Here is a 17,545-nt window from a genome sequence, read left to right on the forward strand (position 1 = left end):
GTGACCAGCGCCGTGGGCACCGAGTCCCTGTCGTTCCAGGGCATCGGGATGGTCTTCCCCGACGGCACCGAGGCCGTGCGCGACGTCTCGTTCGACGTCAGCAAGGGCGAGTTCGTCACCATCGTCGGCCCCTCCGGCTGCGGCAAGTCGACGCTGCTGAAGATCGCCTCGGGTCTCCTCGAGCCGACCTCCGGCACCGTCGAGGTCGATCGACAACGGATCGGCTACGTGTTCCAGGACGCGACGCTGCTCCACTGGCGCACCGTGCTCGGCAACGTCGAGCTGTTCGGCGAGCTCCACGACGTCCCCAAGGACGAGCGCCGACGGAAGGCGCACGAGGCGATCCAGCTCGTCGGGCTGTCGGGGTTCGAGAACCACTACCCGAAGTCGCTCTCGGGCGGCATGAAGATGCGGGCATCGCTCGCCCGCACGCTGACGCTCAGCCCCCCGGTGTTCCTGTTCGACGAGCCGTTCGGCGCGGTGGACGAGATCACCCGAGAGCACCTGAACGAGGAGACGCAGCAGCTCTTCCAGAGCGAGGGGTTCGCCGGCCTGTTCATCACCCACAGCATCAGCGAGGCGGTGTTCATGAGCACCCGGGTGCTGGTGATGTCGGCACGGCCCGGCCGGATCGTGGCCGAGTTCGAGGTGCCGTTCGAGTACCCGCGATCGCCCGAGCTGCGGTTCGACGCCGACTTCGCCCGGCTGAGCGGCGAGATCTCCCACGAGCTGCGAGGATCCCACGCATGACGGTCACCGATCAGCAGGCCGGCACCGGCGCGACGCCCACCAACGTGTCGCTCGACGACGTGCCCGTCGTCCCCGCCGGGCCCAGCCGCGCGAAGACGATCGCGCTCAACGTCCTGCCGCCCGTCGTGCTCGGCATCCTGGTGCTGGCGGGCTGGTACTTCGTCTCGTATGTCATGCTCGACGACACCCGCCGCTTCCTGCTCGAGCCGCCGCATCTCGTGCTCGAGGTCGGGTTCCTCGACTGGGACAACTTCTCCGAGATCCTCCAGGGCCTGTGGTCGAGCACCAGGGTCGCCGTCATCGGCCTCACCATCTCGATCGCGATCGGGTTCTCGCTTGCGATCATCATGAGCCAGTCGAAGCTGTTCGAGCGGGCGATCTTCCCGTACATGGTGACGCTCCAAGCGATCCCGATCCTCGCGATCGTGCCGCTGATCAGCTTCTGGTGGGGCACGGGGCAACGCTCACGCGTCGTGGTGTGCATCATCATCTCGCTCTTCCCGATCATCGTGAACACGCTGTTCGGGCTGCAGTCGGCCGAGCGGGGCATGCACGACCTGTTCACCCTCCACCGCGCGTCGCGGCTCACACGGCTGCGCAAGCTCATGTTCCCCGCCGCACTGCCGGCCATCTTCGCCGGCCTCCGCATCTCGGCCGGCCTGTCGGTGATCGGTGCGATCGTCGGCGACTTCTTCTTCGGCCGCGGCGACGTGGGCATCGGCCAGCTGCTCCGCCGCTACGCCAACAACCTCGACGGCGAGCAGCTGCTGGCCTCGGTGATCATGTCCTCGGTGCTCGGTGTGGCCGTCTTCCTGCTCTTCGGCTGGATCCAGAACCGTGTGATCGGCAAGTGGTACGACGCGGCCGGCGCGTGAGCCACGACATTCTCAACCACCCACTGCATCGAACGAACCCTGGGGAGGGGTCATGAAGAGGAACAGACGATCACGGATCGTTGCAACCGTGCTGGCCTTCGGTGTCATCGCCGCCGCATGTGGCGACGATGACGACGACGCGACCGACACGACCGAAGCCGAGACCACCGACGCCGACGACGGAGCGGACGGCGACACCACCGACGGCACCGACGCAGACGCCGACGCGGACGCCGGTGATGGTGGTGGTGAGTCGGCGGTGGGTGTTGATCTGTCGGGTGTGTGTCCGAGTCCGTTGGTGGTGCAGACGGATTGGTTCCCCGAGGCTGAGCACGGGATGCTGTACGAGTTGATCGGTGACGATTACACGGTCGATACGGACAACAAGATCGTGTCGGGTTCGATGGTGTTGGGTGGTCAGGATCTGGGGATCGATTTCGAGGTCCGCACGGGTGGTCCGGCGATCGGGTTCGCGCCGGTGGCGTCGTACATGGCGACCGATGATTCGATCCATCTCGGCTATGCGACGACCGATGGGCAGATCCTGCGGTTCGAGGAGACGCCGTTGTTGTCGGTGTTGGCGCCGTTGGAGCAGAACCCGCAGATCATCATGTGGGATCCCGAGACGTACCCCGATGTCGAGACGATCGCGGATCTCGGTGAGGCCGGGGTGACGATCAACTTGTTCGCGGGTGGCACGTTCGCGGACGTGTTCGTCGCCCAGGGGATCTGGTCGGAGGATCAGATCGATCCGTCCTATGACGGTTCGCCGGCGCGGTTCATCTCAGAGGGCGGCGCGATCGCCCAGCAGGGCTTCGCGTCAGCGGAGGTGTACACCTACGAGTTCGAGTTCGAGGAGTGGGGTAAGCCGGTTGCGTTCCAGACCCTGCACGATGCCGGGTTCCAGGTGTACTCACAGACGATCGGGGTGCGTCCCGCCGACCTCGAGACGCTGCGGCCCTGTCTGGAGCAGGTGGTGCCGATCATGCAGCAGGCCGTGGTCGATTACTCGGCGTCGCCTGATCGGGCGAACGCGATCATCGTCGACGCGGTCGAGCAGTACGCCGACTTCTGGGTGTACAGCCCCGAGCTGGCCGACTTCTCGATCGCCAAGCAGACCGAGCTCGGCCTGGTCGGCAACGGTCCCGACTCGACGGTCGGCAACATGGAAGAAGCCCGCGTCCAGACCGTCATCGACCAGGTCCGCGACGCCGGCCTCGACATCCCCGACGACCTCGGCGTCGACGACCTGATCACCAACGAGTTCATCGACGACAGCATCGGATTCTGACGGCGACCTGACCACGATCCCGTGCCGCACCGGGGGCCGGCGCTCACGCGCCGGTCCCCGGTCCGCGTGATGTGGTCGATCGCCGATTTGGGAGACTGCACCGATGGGCAACTCGAGCGGGGACGGCCGGGCGTACGGGCGAGCCACCGGGTCCTGGGACAGCGAGCTCGTCGAGGTCGGCGCCGGCACCCCGTCGGGCGAGCTGCTGCGGCGGTACTGGCACCCGTTTGCACGGTCGAGTGAGGCCACGGCGGTGCCCCGGGAGGTCCGGGTGCTCGGCGAGGATCTCGTCCTGTTCCGCACCCTCGACGGCGCGCCCGGCCTGGTCACGCCGCGGTGCTGTCATCGCGGCACGACGCTGTACTACGGCAAGGTCGAAGCGGAAGGGATCCGCTGCCCGTACCACGGTTGGCTGTTCGCCGAGGACGGCCGCTGTCTCGATCAGCCGTGCGAACCCGACCGCGGCCGCAACCGTGACTCGTACCGCCAGCCCTGGTATCCGGTCGTCGAGTACCACGGGTTGGTCTTCGCCTACCTCGGGCCGGCCGACAAGCAGCCGGTGTTCCCCCGCTACGACATCTTCGAGGGCCTCGACCCCGACACGGAGGAGATCGTGATCGTCGATCACTTCGCGTTCGGCGGCCCCTCCGATGCGCCGTGCAACTGGTTCCAGACGCACGAGAACGCGATGGACCCGTATCACGTGTTCATCCTGCACAACGCGATCAGCGGGCCGCAGTTCGACCCGAGGCTCGAGATCTGGCCGCAGATCGACTGGCAGCGCAACGACATCGGGGTCACGGCGACACAGGACCGCGAGCTCCCCGACGGCACGACGCTGCACCGCATCACCGAAGTCCGCATGCCGACGATGCGTGTGATCCCGACCCCGACGCTGACGGTGCTCGGCACGACCAACAACCTCTCGTGGGCCCTGCCGATCGACGACACCAACACGCGGGTGTACGCGATGGTGCGCAAGCCGAGGGGCCGCCCGCCGCAGGGCCTTCCGGTGTACGGCGACGGCAAGAGTTGGTTCGACCTGACCGACGACGAGCACCAGCGCTACCCCGGCGACTACGAGGCGCAGGTGGGACAGGGCGCGATCACGCTGCACTCCGAGGAGCGACTGTCGTCGAGCGACCGCGGCGTGTCGATGGTCCGCCGCCAGTTCAAGGAGCAGGTTCGACGTGTGGCCGACGGACTCGACCCGGCCGGGGTGGAGTTCGACGAGTCCCGTGCCGTGCAGTCGGTGATCGCCGGCAACTACATCGTCGGCCCCGAGACCGACCTGTCGACGATCCCCCTCGCACACACGCTCGAGCAGCCCGCCGACTGAACCGCTCGCGTATCGACTCGGCCGATCCGGCTCGGCCGGACGGCGAAGCAAGATCAACTCAGTCGCGGGTGTACTCGGGCGAGCGTCGAAGCGGCGGGGCCGAGGCGCCGCTGCGGAGACGGTGAGCTCGGGAGGTGGAGCCGATCCGGCTCGGCCGGACGGCGAAGCCCGATCAACTCAGTCGCGGGTCAGCTCGACGATGCGGCACCGGTCGAACTCGCTGGCCTCCTCGAGCGAGACCGAGTGCAGCGTCGGGAGCTCGACGACGAGGGCGTCCCACAGCCGGCGGACGATCTCTTCGACGGTCGGCTCGCGGTCCCACAACAGCGGCGTGTAGCCCTTCCACTCCCCCACGTCCTCGCTCGTGAGGTAGTGGTGGCGCCACGGTTCGACGGTCCGGAGCAGGAGATGCTCGAGGTCGTCGGCCGGGTACACCTTGTCGCCGCCGGGGTCCCCGGCGAGGGTGGCGGACACGGTCCAGGCGTGCGTGTGGATCAAGCCGTCGACGCGGTGGCCCCACCGGGCCTGCACCGATGCGCTCAGCGTCATCCGCATCAGGACGCCCTCCTCCCCGGTCGACGGATGGACGAGCCCGGCCGACCGGACCGCCGGAGGTCAGCGAGCACCGCGTCGGCTGCGTTGCGGCCCGGCGCTCCGAAGACGCCGGCCCCGGGGAAGGTGCCGGCACCCGACAGGTAGAGGCCGTCGATGGGTGTGCGGTGCCGCGTCGTCTCGCGCTGGCGCCCGAGCAGCGTCACGAGCGGTGCCGCCGCGAAGGACGGCGTGTGACCACGGTGCATCGAGAACTCCCGTTCGTATCGATCGGGCGTCATCGCCCGCCACCGGTCGATCTCCAGCGTGCCGGGCTCGTAGAACGTGTCGAGCACTGCGAGCCAGCGCTCGGGCTCGCTCGACCCGGCCCAACCGCCTTCGAGCGCATACGGCGTGAACAGCACTTCGAGCGACAGCACGTGCTCCCCCTCGCGAACCTGCATGTCGGCGTCGAGCACGGTCGGCACGTTGACGAGCATCGTCGGAGCCGGCGCGACGCGACCGGCAGCGCGCAGCTCGTGGGCCTCGGCCAGCTGCTCCAGCGAGGGCGAGATGACGCTCGTCGGGGCGAGCAGGTCGGCGCCCGGGGCAACGGCGTCGAGTCGATCGGCCACCGCGAACCGCGGCAACCGGGTGAGCACCGCGTCGATCTTCGACTCGTAGCCGTCCTGCACGGGCCGCGCCCGCCAGTCGTCGACCAGTCGCCGCGCGGCTGGTGGCGGGTCGTCGATCCAGTCGACGAACACCCGATGCGGGTCGCAGGCGGCGACGACGACGTCGGCGGTCAGACGTTCCCCACTCTCGAGCTGCACGCCGAGGACGGCCCCGTCGCTGACCATGAGCGCCGACACGCGGCTGTCGCAGCGGACACGCCCGCCCGCCGCCTCGAAGCTCGCACGCGTCGCATCGGTGAGGGCGCCGCTCCCGCCGGCCGGTCGCCCGGTCTTGAGGAGGTGGCGCGTCGCGTACAGCGCCGCGGCGGTGCCGGTGCCGGGCGCGGTTGGCGGCGCGCCCCAGACCGTCGGCCCGGTACTGATGCCGGGGAGTGGGAGGTGCCAGTCGTCGAAGTACTCCGCCATGACGTCGATGACGCTGCGCCGGCTCCAATCGAGCAGGCGTGCCGCGCCGGCGGCACGGTGGGCGGCCACCCGACGCAGCATCCGCCCCGTCGAGGGCGTCGTCCTCGCCATCTCGAGCGCGAGGCGGGCGACCGGCAGCGCGTCGTCGAGGTAGCGGCGGTACCCGGCGACCTGCGATGGATGGGTCTGGTGCAGCGCGTCGAGGTGGCGCTCGACGTCGTGGAAGAACAGCCACGGTTCGGTCCCGTCGTGGAACTGGTGGACGGCGCTCACCTCGGACTCGAGGTAGCGCAGGCCGTACGCCGTGAGATCGAGCTCGTCGATGATCGGCATGCCGCGCACCATCGTGTGGTCGCAGTTGCAGATGTTGAACCGTGCGTCGAGGTCGTGAACAGTCGATGCGCAACCGCCGACGTCGGGGCGGGCCTCGACCAGGACGGTGTCGACGCCGGCCCTCGCGAGATAGGCGCCGCAGATCAGGCCGTTGTGCCCACCACCCACCACCAGCACCGTCGCGTCCGTCATGCCCACCTCCGGACCCGGACGGTAGTGGAGCCCGGATCGGGGGGCTCACCCGTTGTGCCGAGTCGGCTCACGCGCCGGCGCGTTCGAGCAGGACGTGCAGCAGGACGTCGGCGCCGGCCGCGAGGTCGGCGGGGTGCGTCAGCTCGGCGATGTTGTGGCTCAGACCCTCGACGCTCGGCGTGAAGATCATCGCCGTGGGACAGACCCGGGCGAGCATCTGCGCGTCGTGTCCTGCACCACTCGGCAGCCGCTGCGTCGAGTGGCCCAATCTCCGTGCCACGCGCTCGACGGCGTCGACCATCGACGGATCGAACTCCACCGGCGCGAAGCGAGCGAGGCTCCGCTGCGAGACCTCGACGACTTCGTCGCCGGCTGCGGCTGCGACGAACTCCCGGGTCCGTTCCTCGGCGAGCTGGAGCGCCTCCTCGTCGGTGTTGCGGAGATCGACGGTCAGCGTGACCGACGCCGGCACGACGTTGACCAGGTTCGGATGGGCGTCCAGCCGGCCGACCGTGCCGACCTGGTCCGCACCCAGCTCGCCGGTGAGATCGCGCACGAACGACGTGATCTGCGCTGCGACCAGCATCGGGTCGCGCCGCAGCCGCATCGGCGTGGTCCCGGCGTGTGCCGAGCGGCCCGAGATCATGAGCTCGGTCCAGGAGATCCCCTGCACGCCGGTGACGACGCCGATCGTGACGCCGGCGTCCTCGAGGATCGGGCCCTGCTCGATGTGGAGCTCGACGAAGCAGTGCGGGAACGCCGCCGCCGGCGCCGGGCGCGGGCCTGCGTAGCCGATGCGCTCGAGCTCGTCCCCGAGCCGTGCGCCGTCGTCGACGGCTCGCACGTCGAGCGCGTCCTCGACCCCGAGACCGCCGACGTACACCAGGCTGCCGAGCATGTCCGGCGGGAAGCGGGCGCCTTCCTCGTCGGTGAAGAACGCCACGGTCACCCCACGTTCGGTGGTGACGTCGTGCGTGATGAGCGTCTCGATCACCTCGAGGCCGGCGATCACGCCGAGGTTGCCGTCGAACCTGCCCCCGGTGGCGACGGTGTCGATGTGCGATCCCGTCATCACGGGGGCGAGCGTGGGATCGCTCCCCTCGCGAGTCGCGAACACGTTGCCGATCCGATCGATCTCGACGCGCAGGCCGAGGTCGCGCATCCAGGTGACCACCAGGTCGCGCCCCTGCCGGTCGTCGTCGGTGAGCGCCAGCCGCGACGAACCGCGTTCGCCGTTCGGGCCCAGCACGGCTCCGATCTCGCCGAGCGCCTCGATCCGCGCGACCAGGCGGTCGGCGTCGATGCGGAGCTCCGGGATGTCGGTCACGAGCCGAGACAGTAGCCACGGGCGACGGCCCCGGAATAGCGGCTGGTGAGCGGGGGTTGAACTTCATGACGGCACCGGCCGTTCGGTGCCAGAAAGACCCACCCCATCATGAACACCGGCTCACTGAAGCTCGGCAAGATCCTCGGCATCGACGTCAACATCCACTGGAGCGTGGGGCTGATCGCCGTGCTCCTCGGCGCCAGCCTGGCGCAGGCCATCGGCTGGTTCGCCGGAGCGCTCGGCCTCGTGGCGTTCCTCGCGTCGATCCTCGTCCACGAGTTCGCACATGCGTTGACCGCTCGCCGATTCGGCGTCGACACCGAGTCGATCCAGCTCTGGGCGCTCGGCGGGGTCGCCCGCCTCAGCCGCGAGTCGCCGACCGCCAAGGCCGAGGGGTGGATCGCCGCCGCCGGCCCGCTCGGAAGCGTGGCCGTCTCGGTCCTCGCGCTCGGCGCCTGGTGGCTGCTCGACGGCGCCGGCGGCGAGATCGGCGCGATGCTCGGCTGGCTCGGCCTCATCAACGCACTCCTGGCCGTGTTCAACCTCCTGCCCGGCGCGCCCCTCGACGGTGGCCGCATCCTGAAGGCGGTCCGCTGGGCCCGCCACGGCGACCGTCACCGGGCGGCACAAGAGGCCGGACGGGCCGGCATGGTCCTCGGCTGGATGATCGCCGCGCTCGGCATGGGCCTGATCCTCCGCGAGCAGTCGGGCATCTGGCTGATGATCACCGGTGCCTTCATCGCCGTCAACGCCCGCGTCGAGATCACGGCTGCCGGCATCGCCCGCCGCTTCGACGGCATCAAGGTGCGTGACCTGACCTGGTTCGGTGTCGCCGAGGCCGGCACCGACATGGACGCCGATTCGATGCTGTGGCAGCGCACGCGCCTCGGCCTGGCGGGCGGCGTCGCCGTCACCGACGAACGCGGCAGGCCGCAGGGTCTCGTGCTCGAAGACGAGCTCTGGTCGATCCCGGCCGACGAGCGCCCCTGGGTCATGCTCACCCAGATGATGGTGCCGTTCGACCGAACCGCGAAGGCCTCGCCCGACGAGGACCTGTCGACCGTGCTCCCCCGTCTCAACCCGGCACGCCCGGTCGTCACGGTGTGGGAGAACGACCGCCTGATCGGCATGGTCCCGCCGAGGCGCCTCCGCGAACAGCTCAGCGCCGCAGGCCTCTAGATCCTCGACCCGCAGCGGACGACGAGCCCGCCATCAGGCATCGGCGACGCTCCAGTCGCGCTTGGCGACCGGCGGCTTGTCACTCCACGGGAAGTTGATCCACAGGTCGGTCCGCTTCCAGACGTAGTCGCACTTCACCACCGAGTGCGACTTCTCGTAGATCACCGCGGTGCGGACCTCGCCGACCTTGCCCTCGCAGAACTGCTCGACGCTCTTGAGCGTGTGCCCGGTGTCCGCGACGTCGTCGACGATGAGGATCTTGGCTTCGTGCAGGTCGACGAAGTCGGGTGCCGGCGGCAGGATGCGCGGCACCTCGAGCCGTTCGTGCACGCCGGTGTAGAACTCGACGTTCATCGTGTAGGTGTTCTTGACCGAGAGCGCGTAGCCCATGGCACCGCCGATCAACAGACCACCGCGGGCGATCGAGAGGATCATGTCGGGTTCGTAGTCGTCGTCGGCGATCATCTGCGCGAGCGCTCGCGACGCTTCGCCGAACAGGTCCCAGGTCAAGATCTCGCGCTCTTCGGACATGGGCGTGCACGCTACCCGCGCACCGTCGACCGGGAGAAGAGGCCGTGCCGTGCCCCGGCACCACCGATCACGGCACGACGACGCCCTCGAGCCCCTCCTCCGCAGGCGGGTACCGGGGGTCGATCGCTTCGAGGTGGTGATGCAGGATCTTCGCCACCACCAGGTTCCGCACCCACTTCCGGTCGGCGGGCACGACGTACCACGGCGCGTCGTCGGTCGTCGTCTCCCGCATGGCGTCCCGGAACGCCTTCATGTAGTCCTCCCACAGGGCACGGTCGTCGAGGTCGCCGAGCCTGAACTTCCAGCGCTCGTCGGGGTCGTCGACCCGGTCCTGCAGCCGTTCGCGCTGCTCGGCGCTCGAGACGTTCAGGAAGATCTTGACGATGTGGGTGCCTTCGTCGCCGAGCATGCGCTCGAAGTCGCGGATGTGGCTGTACCGCTTCTTCCAGACCTTCTGCGGTACGAGCCCCTTCACGCGCACGACGAGCACGTCCTCGTAGTGGCTGCGGTTGAAGATGCCGATCAGACCCCTCTCGGGCGCATGGGCGTGCACGCGCCAGAGGTAGTCGTGCTTGCGCTCCTCGTCGGACGGCACCCCGAAGGAGTTCACGTCGACGCCCGCCGGGTTGACACCGGTGAGCACCGACCGGATCGTGCCGTCCTTGCCGCCGGCGTCCATCGCCTGCAGCACGACGAGCAGCGCCGTCCGCTCCTCGGCGAAGAGCCGCTTCTGCAGGTCGGAGACGATCGCGATCTCGTCCTCGAACGCTCCCCTCGCGGCATCCTTCTCCCAGCCGAACGTCTCGCGAGGATCGTGGTCGTCGAGGTCGACGTCGTGCCGAGCGAGGCAGCGCTTGACGACGGGGTCGGTGCTCGTGTTTCCCATGATCGGGACCGTACTCGCGGGTGTGACAGTCTGACGACAGACCGTGAGGATGAGTCAACGCTCCGCGCGAGCATCATGTAACGTCCGTCACAAATTGACCGGCGACCGTCGCCGCACCTGCCAAGGGGGACCCTTCCGACATGACTGCCCAACGCCGAGCCCACACGCGTCGAACCATGCGACGGCTCGCCATTCCGGTGCTCTTCGGCCTGATCGCCGCCGGCTGCGGCGGCGACGATGACGACAGCGTCGCCGAATCCGACGACGACACCGATCAGGCCGCCGAGGACGAGGGCGGTGGCGACGAGGTCGACGGCGACACCGGTGACACCACCGAGAGCGGCGACGGCGGCGACACCGGCGACGACGCCGCCACCACCGACGAGGACCCGTCCGACGGCACGCCGACCGAGGAGACGCTGCCGCCCGAGACCGACGATCCGGTGTTCGGCGGCACGCTCCGCTACGGCCTCGAAGCCGACGTCAACGGCCTCAACCCGGCCGAGTCGAGCCTCGCGGTGTCGGGCCTCATGATGGGCAACGCGGTGTTCGACACGCTCGCCGCCCTCACGCCTGACGGCCAGTGGGTGCCGTACCTCGCCGAGTCGTACACGCCGAACGAGGACTTCACCTCGTGGACGATGAAGCTCCGCGAGGGCGTCACGTTCCATGACGGCACGCCGCTCGACGCCGATGCGGTCGTCGTGAACTTCGAGGCGCAGCGGGCGCACCCGCTGGTCGGCCTCGCCGTCAAGCCGTTCTTCCCCGAGGAGGGAGCGACGACGGTCGTCGACGACCTGACCGTGCAGTTCAACCTGCTCGAGCCCGACGCCAAGTTCCCGACGGCCCAGACCGCGCAGCTCGGCATGGTGGCCTCGCCGGCGTGGCTGACCGCCGCGGCGGAGGACGGCTCGCTCAACCAGGCGCCGGTCGGCACCGGGCCGTTCATGTTCGACAGCCGCAGCGAGGACTCGGTCACCCGGTTCGTCCGCAACGAGAGCTGGTGGGGCGGCGACGTCTATCTCGACGCCGTCGAGTTCTTCCCGGTCCCCGACCCCGACGCCCGCAACGAGCTGCTGTTCGGCGACGAGCTCGACGCGCTGCACACGACCAACCAGGCATCGATCCTCGATCTGCGCGACGACGAGTCGCTGCAGCGGGTCGAGATCGACGCGTCCGAGGAGTCGTTCGCGATGATGAACTCGGCGGCTCCTCCCTTCGACGACATTCGCGCCCGCGAAGCCCTCGCCCGGGCCACGCCGGTCGACCTGTACAACGACCTGATCGGCCTGGGCGTCAACCGGCCGGCCGAGCAGATGTTCATCCCCGAGAGCCCGTTCTACAACCCCGACGTGACGCAGGTGCACGACGACCCCGACGGTGCCGTCGCCCTCGCCGCGGAGTACTGCGCCGAGCGCGGATCCGAGTCGAACGACCTGCTCGGCACACCGACCTGCACCGACGGCAAGATCAACATCGAGCTGCAGTGGTCGGGTCCCTCGGTCGTCCAGACCCGCATCGCCGACCTGCTCGACGAGGGGTGGAGCGTCGCCTTCAACGTCACGTTCAACGAGCTGCTCCAGGACGAGCACATCAGCCAGACCGCCTTCGGTCAGTACAACGTGGTCACGTGGCGCCAGTTCGGCTCGGCCAACCCGACGAACGACAACGTGTGGCTGCTGTGCCGCACGATCGGCGGCATCTCGCTCAACTGGCCCCGGTTCTGCGACGAGGATCGCGACGCCCTCATCCTCGACGTGATGGCCACGCCGGACGACGCCGATCGCGTGCCCCTGCTGCAAGAGCTCGTCCAGAAGGTCAACGACGACTACCTCTACGTCCTGTTCAACCACACGATGTGGTCGAACACGTTCGACGAGGACGTGCGCGGCGTCTGCGATCGCACGGCGCCCGACGGCACATCGCTCGCCTGTGCCACCAACGGTCGCACGTGGTTCAGTTCGGTCTGGATGAGCTGAACCGGTGGGTCCCGCCCGCAGGCCGACGCGTCGAGCCGAGGCCCCATGAACTACTGGGTCCAGCGCCTCGGCACGGCGCTCCTCCTGCTCTTCGCGGTCAGCGTGCTGACGTTCGGGGCGATGAACACGCTGGGCGACCCGCTGTTCAACATCCTGGGCCCGGTCGCGCGGGCCAAGGACGTGCAGGGCACCGCTCAGATCGACGGCTACGCCTACCAGGCGGCGCGTGACAACCCGACGGTCGGCCTCGTCCTGCTCGACGGACCCGACGAGCTGTCGGCCGGCGAGTCGGTGCTCGTCGCGGAGGGTGACACGCTCCCCCGCCGTGCCGACACCGTGGCGCCGCTCGAGAGCGTCGCGGTCGAATCGGGCCTGGTCTCGATCGCCGACGGTGTCAGCCCGGGCAGCGCCGTGCTCAACGGACCCGAACCCGAACAGCTGGCCGACGTCGCCGAGGCGGAGGAGCGCTTCTACCTCGACCGGCCGCTACCCGAACGGTACGTGCGATGGCTCGGCGACTTCGTCACCGGCGACATGGGCCCGCAGTTCAGCAAGACCGGCGAGCCGCCGGTCACCGACCTGATCAAAGAGCGGCTGCCACGCTCGGCCATGTTGCTGATCATGGCGCAGCTGCTCGCCACGGTCATCGCCATCCCGTGGTCGCTGTGGTCGGCCTCCAAGGCCAACACGGTCGTCGATCGTGCCTCCACGTTCTCGACGTTCCTGATCATCGCGCTCCCCAACTTCGCGCTCGGCGTCGTGCTCAAGTACCTCCTGGCGATCAGGCTCGGCTGGTTTCCGCAGACGTTCAACGCCGCGGATCCGTTCCTCTCTCGCGTCTGGCAGATGTTCCTGCCCGCCCTGACGATCGCGTTGCCGGCGGCGGCCGTGTACCAGCGGCTGCTGCGGACCGACCTGATCACCACCCTCCAGGAGGACTTCATCCTCATGGCGCGGAGCAAGGGTGTCTCGCGGCGCAACATCCTGTTCAAACACGCGCTGCGGCCGTCGCTGTTCTCGTTCGTCACCGTCTTCGGCATCAACACCGGTGCACTGATCGGTGGATCGCTCATCGTCGAGACGATCTTCCGCGTGCCGGGCCTGGGTTCGGCCGTCGTCGAGGCGGTCGTGACCGAGGACTTCCCGGTGGTGCTGGCCATCGTGATGATCATCGCCGTCGCGTTCGTCGCGGTGAACGTCATCGTCGACGTGCTCTACTCGCTGATCGACCCGAGGGTGCGCCGGTGAGCGAGTCCGGCCAGTTCTCGGCCGACCTCTCCGGCTCGCTCGAGCAGGATGCGGCGCCCGACGAGGGGGGCGTCAGGCGGACGCTCGGCTGGGCGTTCTGGCTCTGCGTCGGCTGGCTCGTCACCATCGTGCTCGCCGCGTTGCTGGCCCCGTGGCTGCCGCTCAAGGACCCCGATGCCAACCTCGTCAACCCCGACTTCGGCCGGCCGCCGTACTCGCCGTCCACCACCCACTGGTTCGGCACCGACCAGGACGCCCGCGACGTGTTCTCGCGAACGATCTTCGGTGCCCGCGTGTCGCTCGTCGTCGGCTTCGTCGCGATCGCGTTCGGGATGGTCATCGGGGGCACGTTGGGCACACTCGCGGGCTACTTCCGGGGCTGGTGGGACCGCGTCGTCTCGTTCGTCTTCGTCGTGCTCCTGTCCTTCCCTGCGCTCGTGCTGGCGATCCTCATCACGTCGCTGCTCGACCGCGGCCTGGTCACGATCTCGCTCACCCTGGGATTCCTCGCAATCGCACCTGTCGGCCGCCTGGCCCGGGCCACGACGATCCAGTACGCCGAGCGCGAGTTCGTCATCGCCTCACGCACGCTCGGCGCGTCCCACTCGCGGATCATCGTCCGGGAACTGCTCCCCAACGTCGTGATCCCGATGGGCGCGCTGGCGTTGCTCGGCATGGCCGTGGCGATCGTCGCCGAGGGCGGGCTGGCATTTCTCGGCCTCTCGGTCGAGAAGGAGGAGACGTGGGGCAATCTGATCCTGCTCGGCTCGGGTTCGCGCGACCTCGAGAACGCCCCCTGGATCTCGCTCTCGCCGATCTTCATCCTCTTCCTCACCGTGCTCGCGCTGAACTACGCGGGCGACAAGCTCCGCGCCTACTTCGACGTCCGGGAGATCTCGCTGTGAACGTCCACGTCCAGACCGAGGGGCGCGTCACCGAAGGCGTCCTGTTGCAGGTCGACGACCTCCGGACGCACTTCCGCACCGAGCGCGGCCTGGTCCGGGCGGTCGACGGGGTGACGTTCACGCTCGAGCGCGGGAAGGCGCTCGGGATCGTCGGCGAGTCGGGCTCGGGGAAGACGGTGCTGAGCCGGACGATCATGGGCCTGCTGCCCTCGACGGCGGTGCTGTCCGGCTCGGTGCGCTTCGCCGGCCAGGAGGTGCTCGGGCTCGACGCCAAGCAGATGCGACACCTGTGGGGCCGCGAGATGTCGATGGTCTTCCAGAACCCGATGGTCTCGCTCAACCCGCTCATGAAGCTCGGCAAGCAGATCGCCGAACCGCTCCAGATCCACCTCGGCATGGACAAGGTCAACGCCACCGAGACCGCCGAGCGGCTGCTGCGCGACGTCCGCATCCCCGAACCCGAGAAGCGCCTCGACCAGTTCCCGCACGAGCTCTCGGGCGGTATGCGCCAGCGCGTCATGATCGCCATCGCGCTCGCCTGCGGCCCGACGCTCCTGTTCGCCGACGAGCCGACGACGGCGCTCGACGTGACCGTGCAGGCCCAGATCCTCGACCTGATCGGCGAGCAGCGCCGCGACCGGAACATGTCGGTGATCCTCGTGACCCACGATCTGGGCGTGGTCGCCGGCCACACCGACGAGATCGCGGTGATGTACGGCGGGCGGTTGGTCGAGAAGGCGCCGACGCGAGAGCTCTTCGCCAACATGAAGATGCCGTACACGAAGTCGCTGATGCGGAGCATCCCCAAGCTCGACCACGCCAGCCACACCAGGCTGCTGACGATCCCAGGCCGCCCGCCCGATCTCGTCAACCCGCCGGCGGGGTGCCGGTTCGCGCCCCGCTGTGCCTACGCACGAGATCGATGCCGTGAGGAGGAGCCGCCGCTCACCACGGTGGCGGGCCGCAACGACCACGTCTACGCGTGCTGGTACCCGGTCGGATCGCCCGAGTTCGAAGAACGCGACGCCGAGATCATGACGGCCGTCTCCGTCTCCGGAGGCGGAGACTGATGGCCGGCGGCGGAGACGCCCACCTTCGCGACGGCGATGCCGTGCTGCGGGTCGCCGACCTCGTCGTCGAGTTCCCGATCGGTCGCCACGCGACCGTGAGTGCCGTCGCCGGCATCAGCTTCGACGTGCTCGAGGGCGAGACGCTGGGCATCGTCGGCGAGTCGGGCTGCGGCAAGTCGACCACGGGCCGGGCGATCATGCAGATCACCGAGCCGACATCAGGGTCGGTCGTCTTCGAGGGCACCGACCTCACGGCCCTCGACCATGGGGCGCTGCGCGAGGCACGCACACGCATCCAGATGATCTTCCAGGACCCGATCTCGTCGCTCAACCCGCGTCGCACCGTCCGCGACAGTGTGCGCGATCCGCTCGACATCTGGCAACGCGGCACCGCCGAGGAACGCGCTGCGCTCGTCGACGACGTGCTCGAGCACGTCGGCATCGACCCCGCGCGAGCGGCCGAGAGCCGCCCGCACCAGTTCTCGGGGGGCCAGTGCCAGCGGATCTCGATCGCCCGATCGCTGGTGCTCGATCCGTCGTTGATCATCTGTGACGAGCCCGTCTCGGCACTCGACGTCAGCGTGCAGGCACAGGTACTCAACCTGCTCGAGGACCTCAAGGCCGAATACGGCCTCACGTTGATCTTCATCGCCCACGACCTCGCCGTCGTCAAGAACATCAGCGACAGGGTCGCCGTGATGTACCTCGGCAAGCTGTGCGAGGTCGCATCGAGCGATGCCCTGTACTCACATCCCGCGCATCCCTACACCAACGTGCTGATCGACTCGATCCCGGTGCCCGATCCCGAGACGCACGTCGCCGGTACCTCGATCACCGGCGAACCGCCGTCGCCGGTCGATCCCCCGTCGGGCTGCCGCTTCCACCCTCGCTGCCCCAACACCGACGAGCTGTGCATGACCACCGAGCCGGTGATGCGAGCGATCGGCGACGACCACTTCGTCGCCTGCCATCATCCGATCGAGACGCGGGTCGAGATCGGTGGCACCGGGTCCTCCGCAGCGACGACCGCTCGCTGATACCGTCGCCTCGATGCCCCGGGCCAGCACCGCCACGACCGCGTGGGTCGCGATCGATGCGCCGAGGTCGCTGCGCGCGACCCTGAGCATCTACCGCAACGGCTTCGGCGACCCGACCACGCGGCTCGACGGGAACTCCTTCCTCCGGGCGACGCTGACCCCTGATGGTCCCGGCACGCTGCGCCTGCGCTGGGCCGACGACCCGGCACCGGTCACCGACGCCGGCCTGACGGCCGATGCATGGGGGCCCGGTGGCGGCTGGCTGCTCGCGTCCGTCGACGCGCTCACCGGCGCCGCCGACGAGGCGATCGCGTTCCCCGACGCGCACCCTGCCGTCGAGCGTGCGCTCCGCGTGCGGCGGGGGACCCGGATCGGCGCCTCGCACGACCTGTATCACCAGTTGCTACCGACGATCATCGCCCAGCGGATCACGGCCGGTGAGGCGATCCGGCAGTGGCAGCGGTTGTGCCGCGAGCTCGGCGAACCCGCGCCGGGTCCGAGCGACGTCGTCGGAGACCTGCTGCTCCCCCCGTCTCCGGCGTCGCTGCACCGTCGCCCGGCGTGGTGGTTCCACCCGCTCGGCATCGAGACGAAGCGTGCACGACCGCTGACCGAGGTCGCTCGCCACGCAGACAAGCTGTGGGAGTGGACCGCCGCCGGAAGCGAGACGGCGGCCGACAAGCTCGGGCTGCTGCAGGGTGTCGGCGTCTGGACGATCGGATCGGTGCTCGGACCGTGCCTCGGCGACCCGGACGCCCTCCCGGTGGGCGACTACCACTTCCCGAACACCGTCGCCTGGGCGCTCGCAGGCGAACCGCGCGCCGACGACGACCGCATGCTCGAGCTGCTCGAGCCGTACCGGGGCCAGCGGGGCCGCGTCCTGTGGGCGCTGATCAGCACGGCCGGCAAGGCGCCGGCATTCGGACCACGCCAGCGGATCCTGCCGATGTCGCGGTGGTGAGAGCCAGGAGC

At 69.1% G+C, this 17,545-nt stretch carries 16 protein-coding genes; 11 read left to right on the plus strand and 5 right to left on the minus strand.

Annotated elements, in window-relative coordinates:
- Positions 1–48: 48 nt before the first annotated feature.
- From QNJ12_RS00815 to QNJ12_RS00830, 4 genes are all read left to right on the plus strand, one after another.
- Positions 49–750 carry an ABC transporter ATP-binding protein gene (locus QNJ12_RS00815; RefSeq protein WP_367281735.1) on the plus strand — a complete coding sequence of 234 codons (702 nt, stop codon included), beginning with the start codon at positions 49–51 and terminating at the stop codon, positions 748–750.
- Positions 747–1,625: an ABC transporter permease gene (locus QNJ12_RS00820; RefSeq protein ID WP_300617618.1), complete on the plus strand. Its 879-nt coding sequence runs from the start codon at positions 747–749 to the stop codon at positions 1,623–1,625. The genes QNJ12_RS00815 and QNJ12_RS00820 overlap by 4 nt, the downstream gene beginning before the upstream one ends.
- Before the next feature lie 52 nt (positions 1,626–1,677).
- Positions 1,678–2,916 carry a hypothetical protein gene (locus tag QNJ12_RS00825; protein WP_300617621.1) on the plus strand — a complete coding sequence of 413 codons (1,239 nt, stop codon included), beginning with the start codon at positions 1,678–1,680 and terminating at the stop codon, positions 2,914–2,916.
- A 103-nt stretch (positions 2,917–3,019) separates the two neighbouring features.
- Complete coding sequence (locus QNJ12_RS00830) at positions 3,020–4,255, plus strand: Rieske 2Fe-2S domain-containing protein (RefSeq protein WP_300617624.1); 1,236 nt, start codon at positions 3,020–3,022, stop codon at positions 4,253–4,255.
- A gap of 177 nt (positions 4,256–4,432) precedes the next feature.
- Here QNJ12_RS00830 and QNJ12_RS00835 read toward each other — a convergent pair whose 3' ends face one another.
- The 3 genes from QNJ12_RS00835 to QNJ12_RS00845 form a co-directional block, all read right to left on the minus strand.
- Positions 4,433–4,810: a 6-carboxytetrahydropterin synthase gene (locus tag QNJ12_RS00835; protein WP_300617627.1), complete on the minus strand. Its 378-nt coding sequence runs from the start codon at positions 4,808–4,810 to the stop codon at positions 4,433–4,435.
- Positions 4,810–6,411, minus strand: coding sequence for an NAD(P)/FAD-dependent oxidoreductase (locus tag QNJ12_RS00840; RefSeq protein ID WP_300617630.1), 1,602 nt, complete (start codon positions 6,409–6,411; stop codon positions 4,810–4,812). The genes QNJ12_RS00835 and QNJ12_RS00840 overlap by 1 nt, the downstream gene beginning before the upstream one ends.
- A 67-nt stretch (positions 6,412–6,478) precedes the next feature.
- Entirely contained in the window at positions 6,479–7,738 is a 1,260-nt protein-coding gene (locus tag QNJ12_RS00845; RefSeq protein WP_300617632.1) for a Zn-dependent hydrolase, read from the minus strand.
- 108 nt (positions 7,739–7,846) lie between these two features.
- Between QNJ12_RS00845 and QNJ12_RS00850 the strand changes: the two genes are divergently transcribed.
- A complete protein-coding gene (locus QNJ12_RS00850) occupies positions 7,847–8,917 on the plus strand; it encodes a site-2 protease family protein (protein ID WP_300617634.1) in 1,071 nt (356 codons plus the stop codon).
- Between the two features lie 33 nt (positions 8,918–8,950).
- Here the strand turns inward: QNJ12_RS00850 and QNJ12_RS00855 are convergent, their stop codons facing one another.
- Together QNJ12_RS00855 and QNJ12_RS00860 are read right to left on the minus strand one after the other, a co-directional pair.
- Positions 8,951–9,448 carry a phosphoribosyltransferase gene (locus QNJ12_RS00855; protein ID WP_300617636.1) on the minus strand — a complete coding sequence of 166 codons (498 nt, stop codon included), beginning with the start codon at positions 9,446–9,448 and terminating at the stop codon, positions 8,951–8,953.
- A gap of 67 nt (positions 9,449–9,515) precedes the next feature.
- Positions 9,516–10,334, minus strand: coding sequence for a PPK2 family polyphosphate kinase (locus QNJ12_RS00860; RefSeq protein ID WP_300617638.1), 819 nt, complete (start codon positions 10,332–10,334; stop codon positions 9,516–9,518).
- A 140-nt stretch (positions 10,335–10,474) separates the two neighbouring features.
- Here QNJ12_RS00860 and QNJ12_RS00865 point away from each other — a divergent pair, with 140 nt between their 5' ends.
- From QNJ12_RS00865 to QNJ12_RS00890, 6 genes are read left to right on the plus strand one after another with little or no spacing between them, the layout of a single operon-like run.
- Positions 10,475–12,313, plus strand: a complete 1,839-nt coding sequence (locus tag QNJ12_RS00865; RefSeq protein WP_300617640.1) for an ABC transporter substrate-binding protein — start codon at positions 10,475–10,477, stop codon at positions 12,311–12,313.
- A 45-nt stretch (positions 12,314–12,358) separates the two neighbouring features.
- Positions 12,359–13,561 carry an ABC transporter permease gene (locus tag QNJ12_RS00870; protein ID WP_300617642.1) on the plus strand — a complete coding sequence of 401 codons (1,203 nt, stop codon included), beginning with the start codon at positions 12,359–12,361 and terminating at the stop codon, positions 13,559–13,561.
- Positions 13,558–14,466 (plus strand): ABC transporter permease, encoded by a 909-nt coding sequence (locus QNJ12_RS00875; RefSeq protein WP_300617644.1) that lies wholly within the window; start codon positions 13,558–13,560, stop codon positions 14,464–14,466. Before QNJ12_RS00870 ends, QNJ12_RS00875 begins: the two co-directional genes overlap by 4 nt.
- The gene (locus QNJ12_RS00880; protein ID WP_300617646.1) at positions 14,463–15,536 is read left to right on the plus strand and encodes an ABC transporter ATP-binding protein; all 1,074 of its coding nucleotides are present in this window, start codon (positions 14,463–14,465) and stop codon (positions 15,534–15,536) included. The genes QNJ12_RS00875 and QNJ12_RS00880 overlap by 4 nt, the downstream gene beginning before the upstream one ends.
- A complete protein-coding gene (locus tag QNJ12_RS00885; RefSeq protein WP_300617648.1) occupies positions 15,536–16,573 on the plus strand; it encodes an ABC transporter ATP-binding protein in 1,038 nt (345 codons plus the stop codon). The genes QNJ12_RS00880 and QNJ12_RS00885 overlap by 1 nt, the downstream gene beginning before the upstream one ends.
- A gap of 13 nt (positions 16,574–16,586) precedes the next feature.
- Positions 16,587–17,534: a hypothetical protein gene (locus QNJ12_RS00890; protein ID WP_300617650.1), complete on the plus strand. Its 948-nt coding sequence runs from the start codon at positions 16,587–16,589 to the stop codon at positions 17,532–17,534.
- Positions 17,535–17,545: the final 11 nt, after the last annotated feature.

Origin of the sequence: Ilumatobacter sp., from assembly GCF_030065885.1 — a bacterium.
Classification (GTDB): Bacteria; Actinomycetota; Acidimicrobiia; order Acidimicrobiales; family Ilumatobacteraceae; genus Ilumatobacter.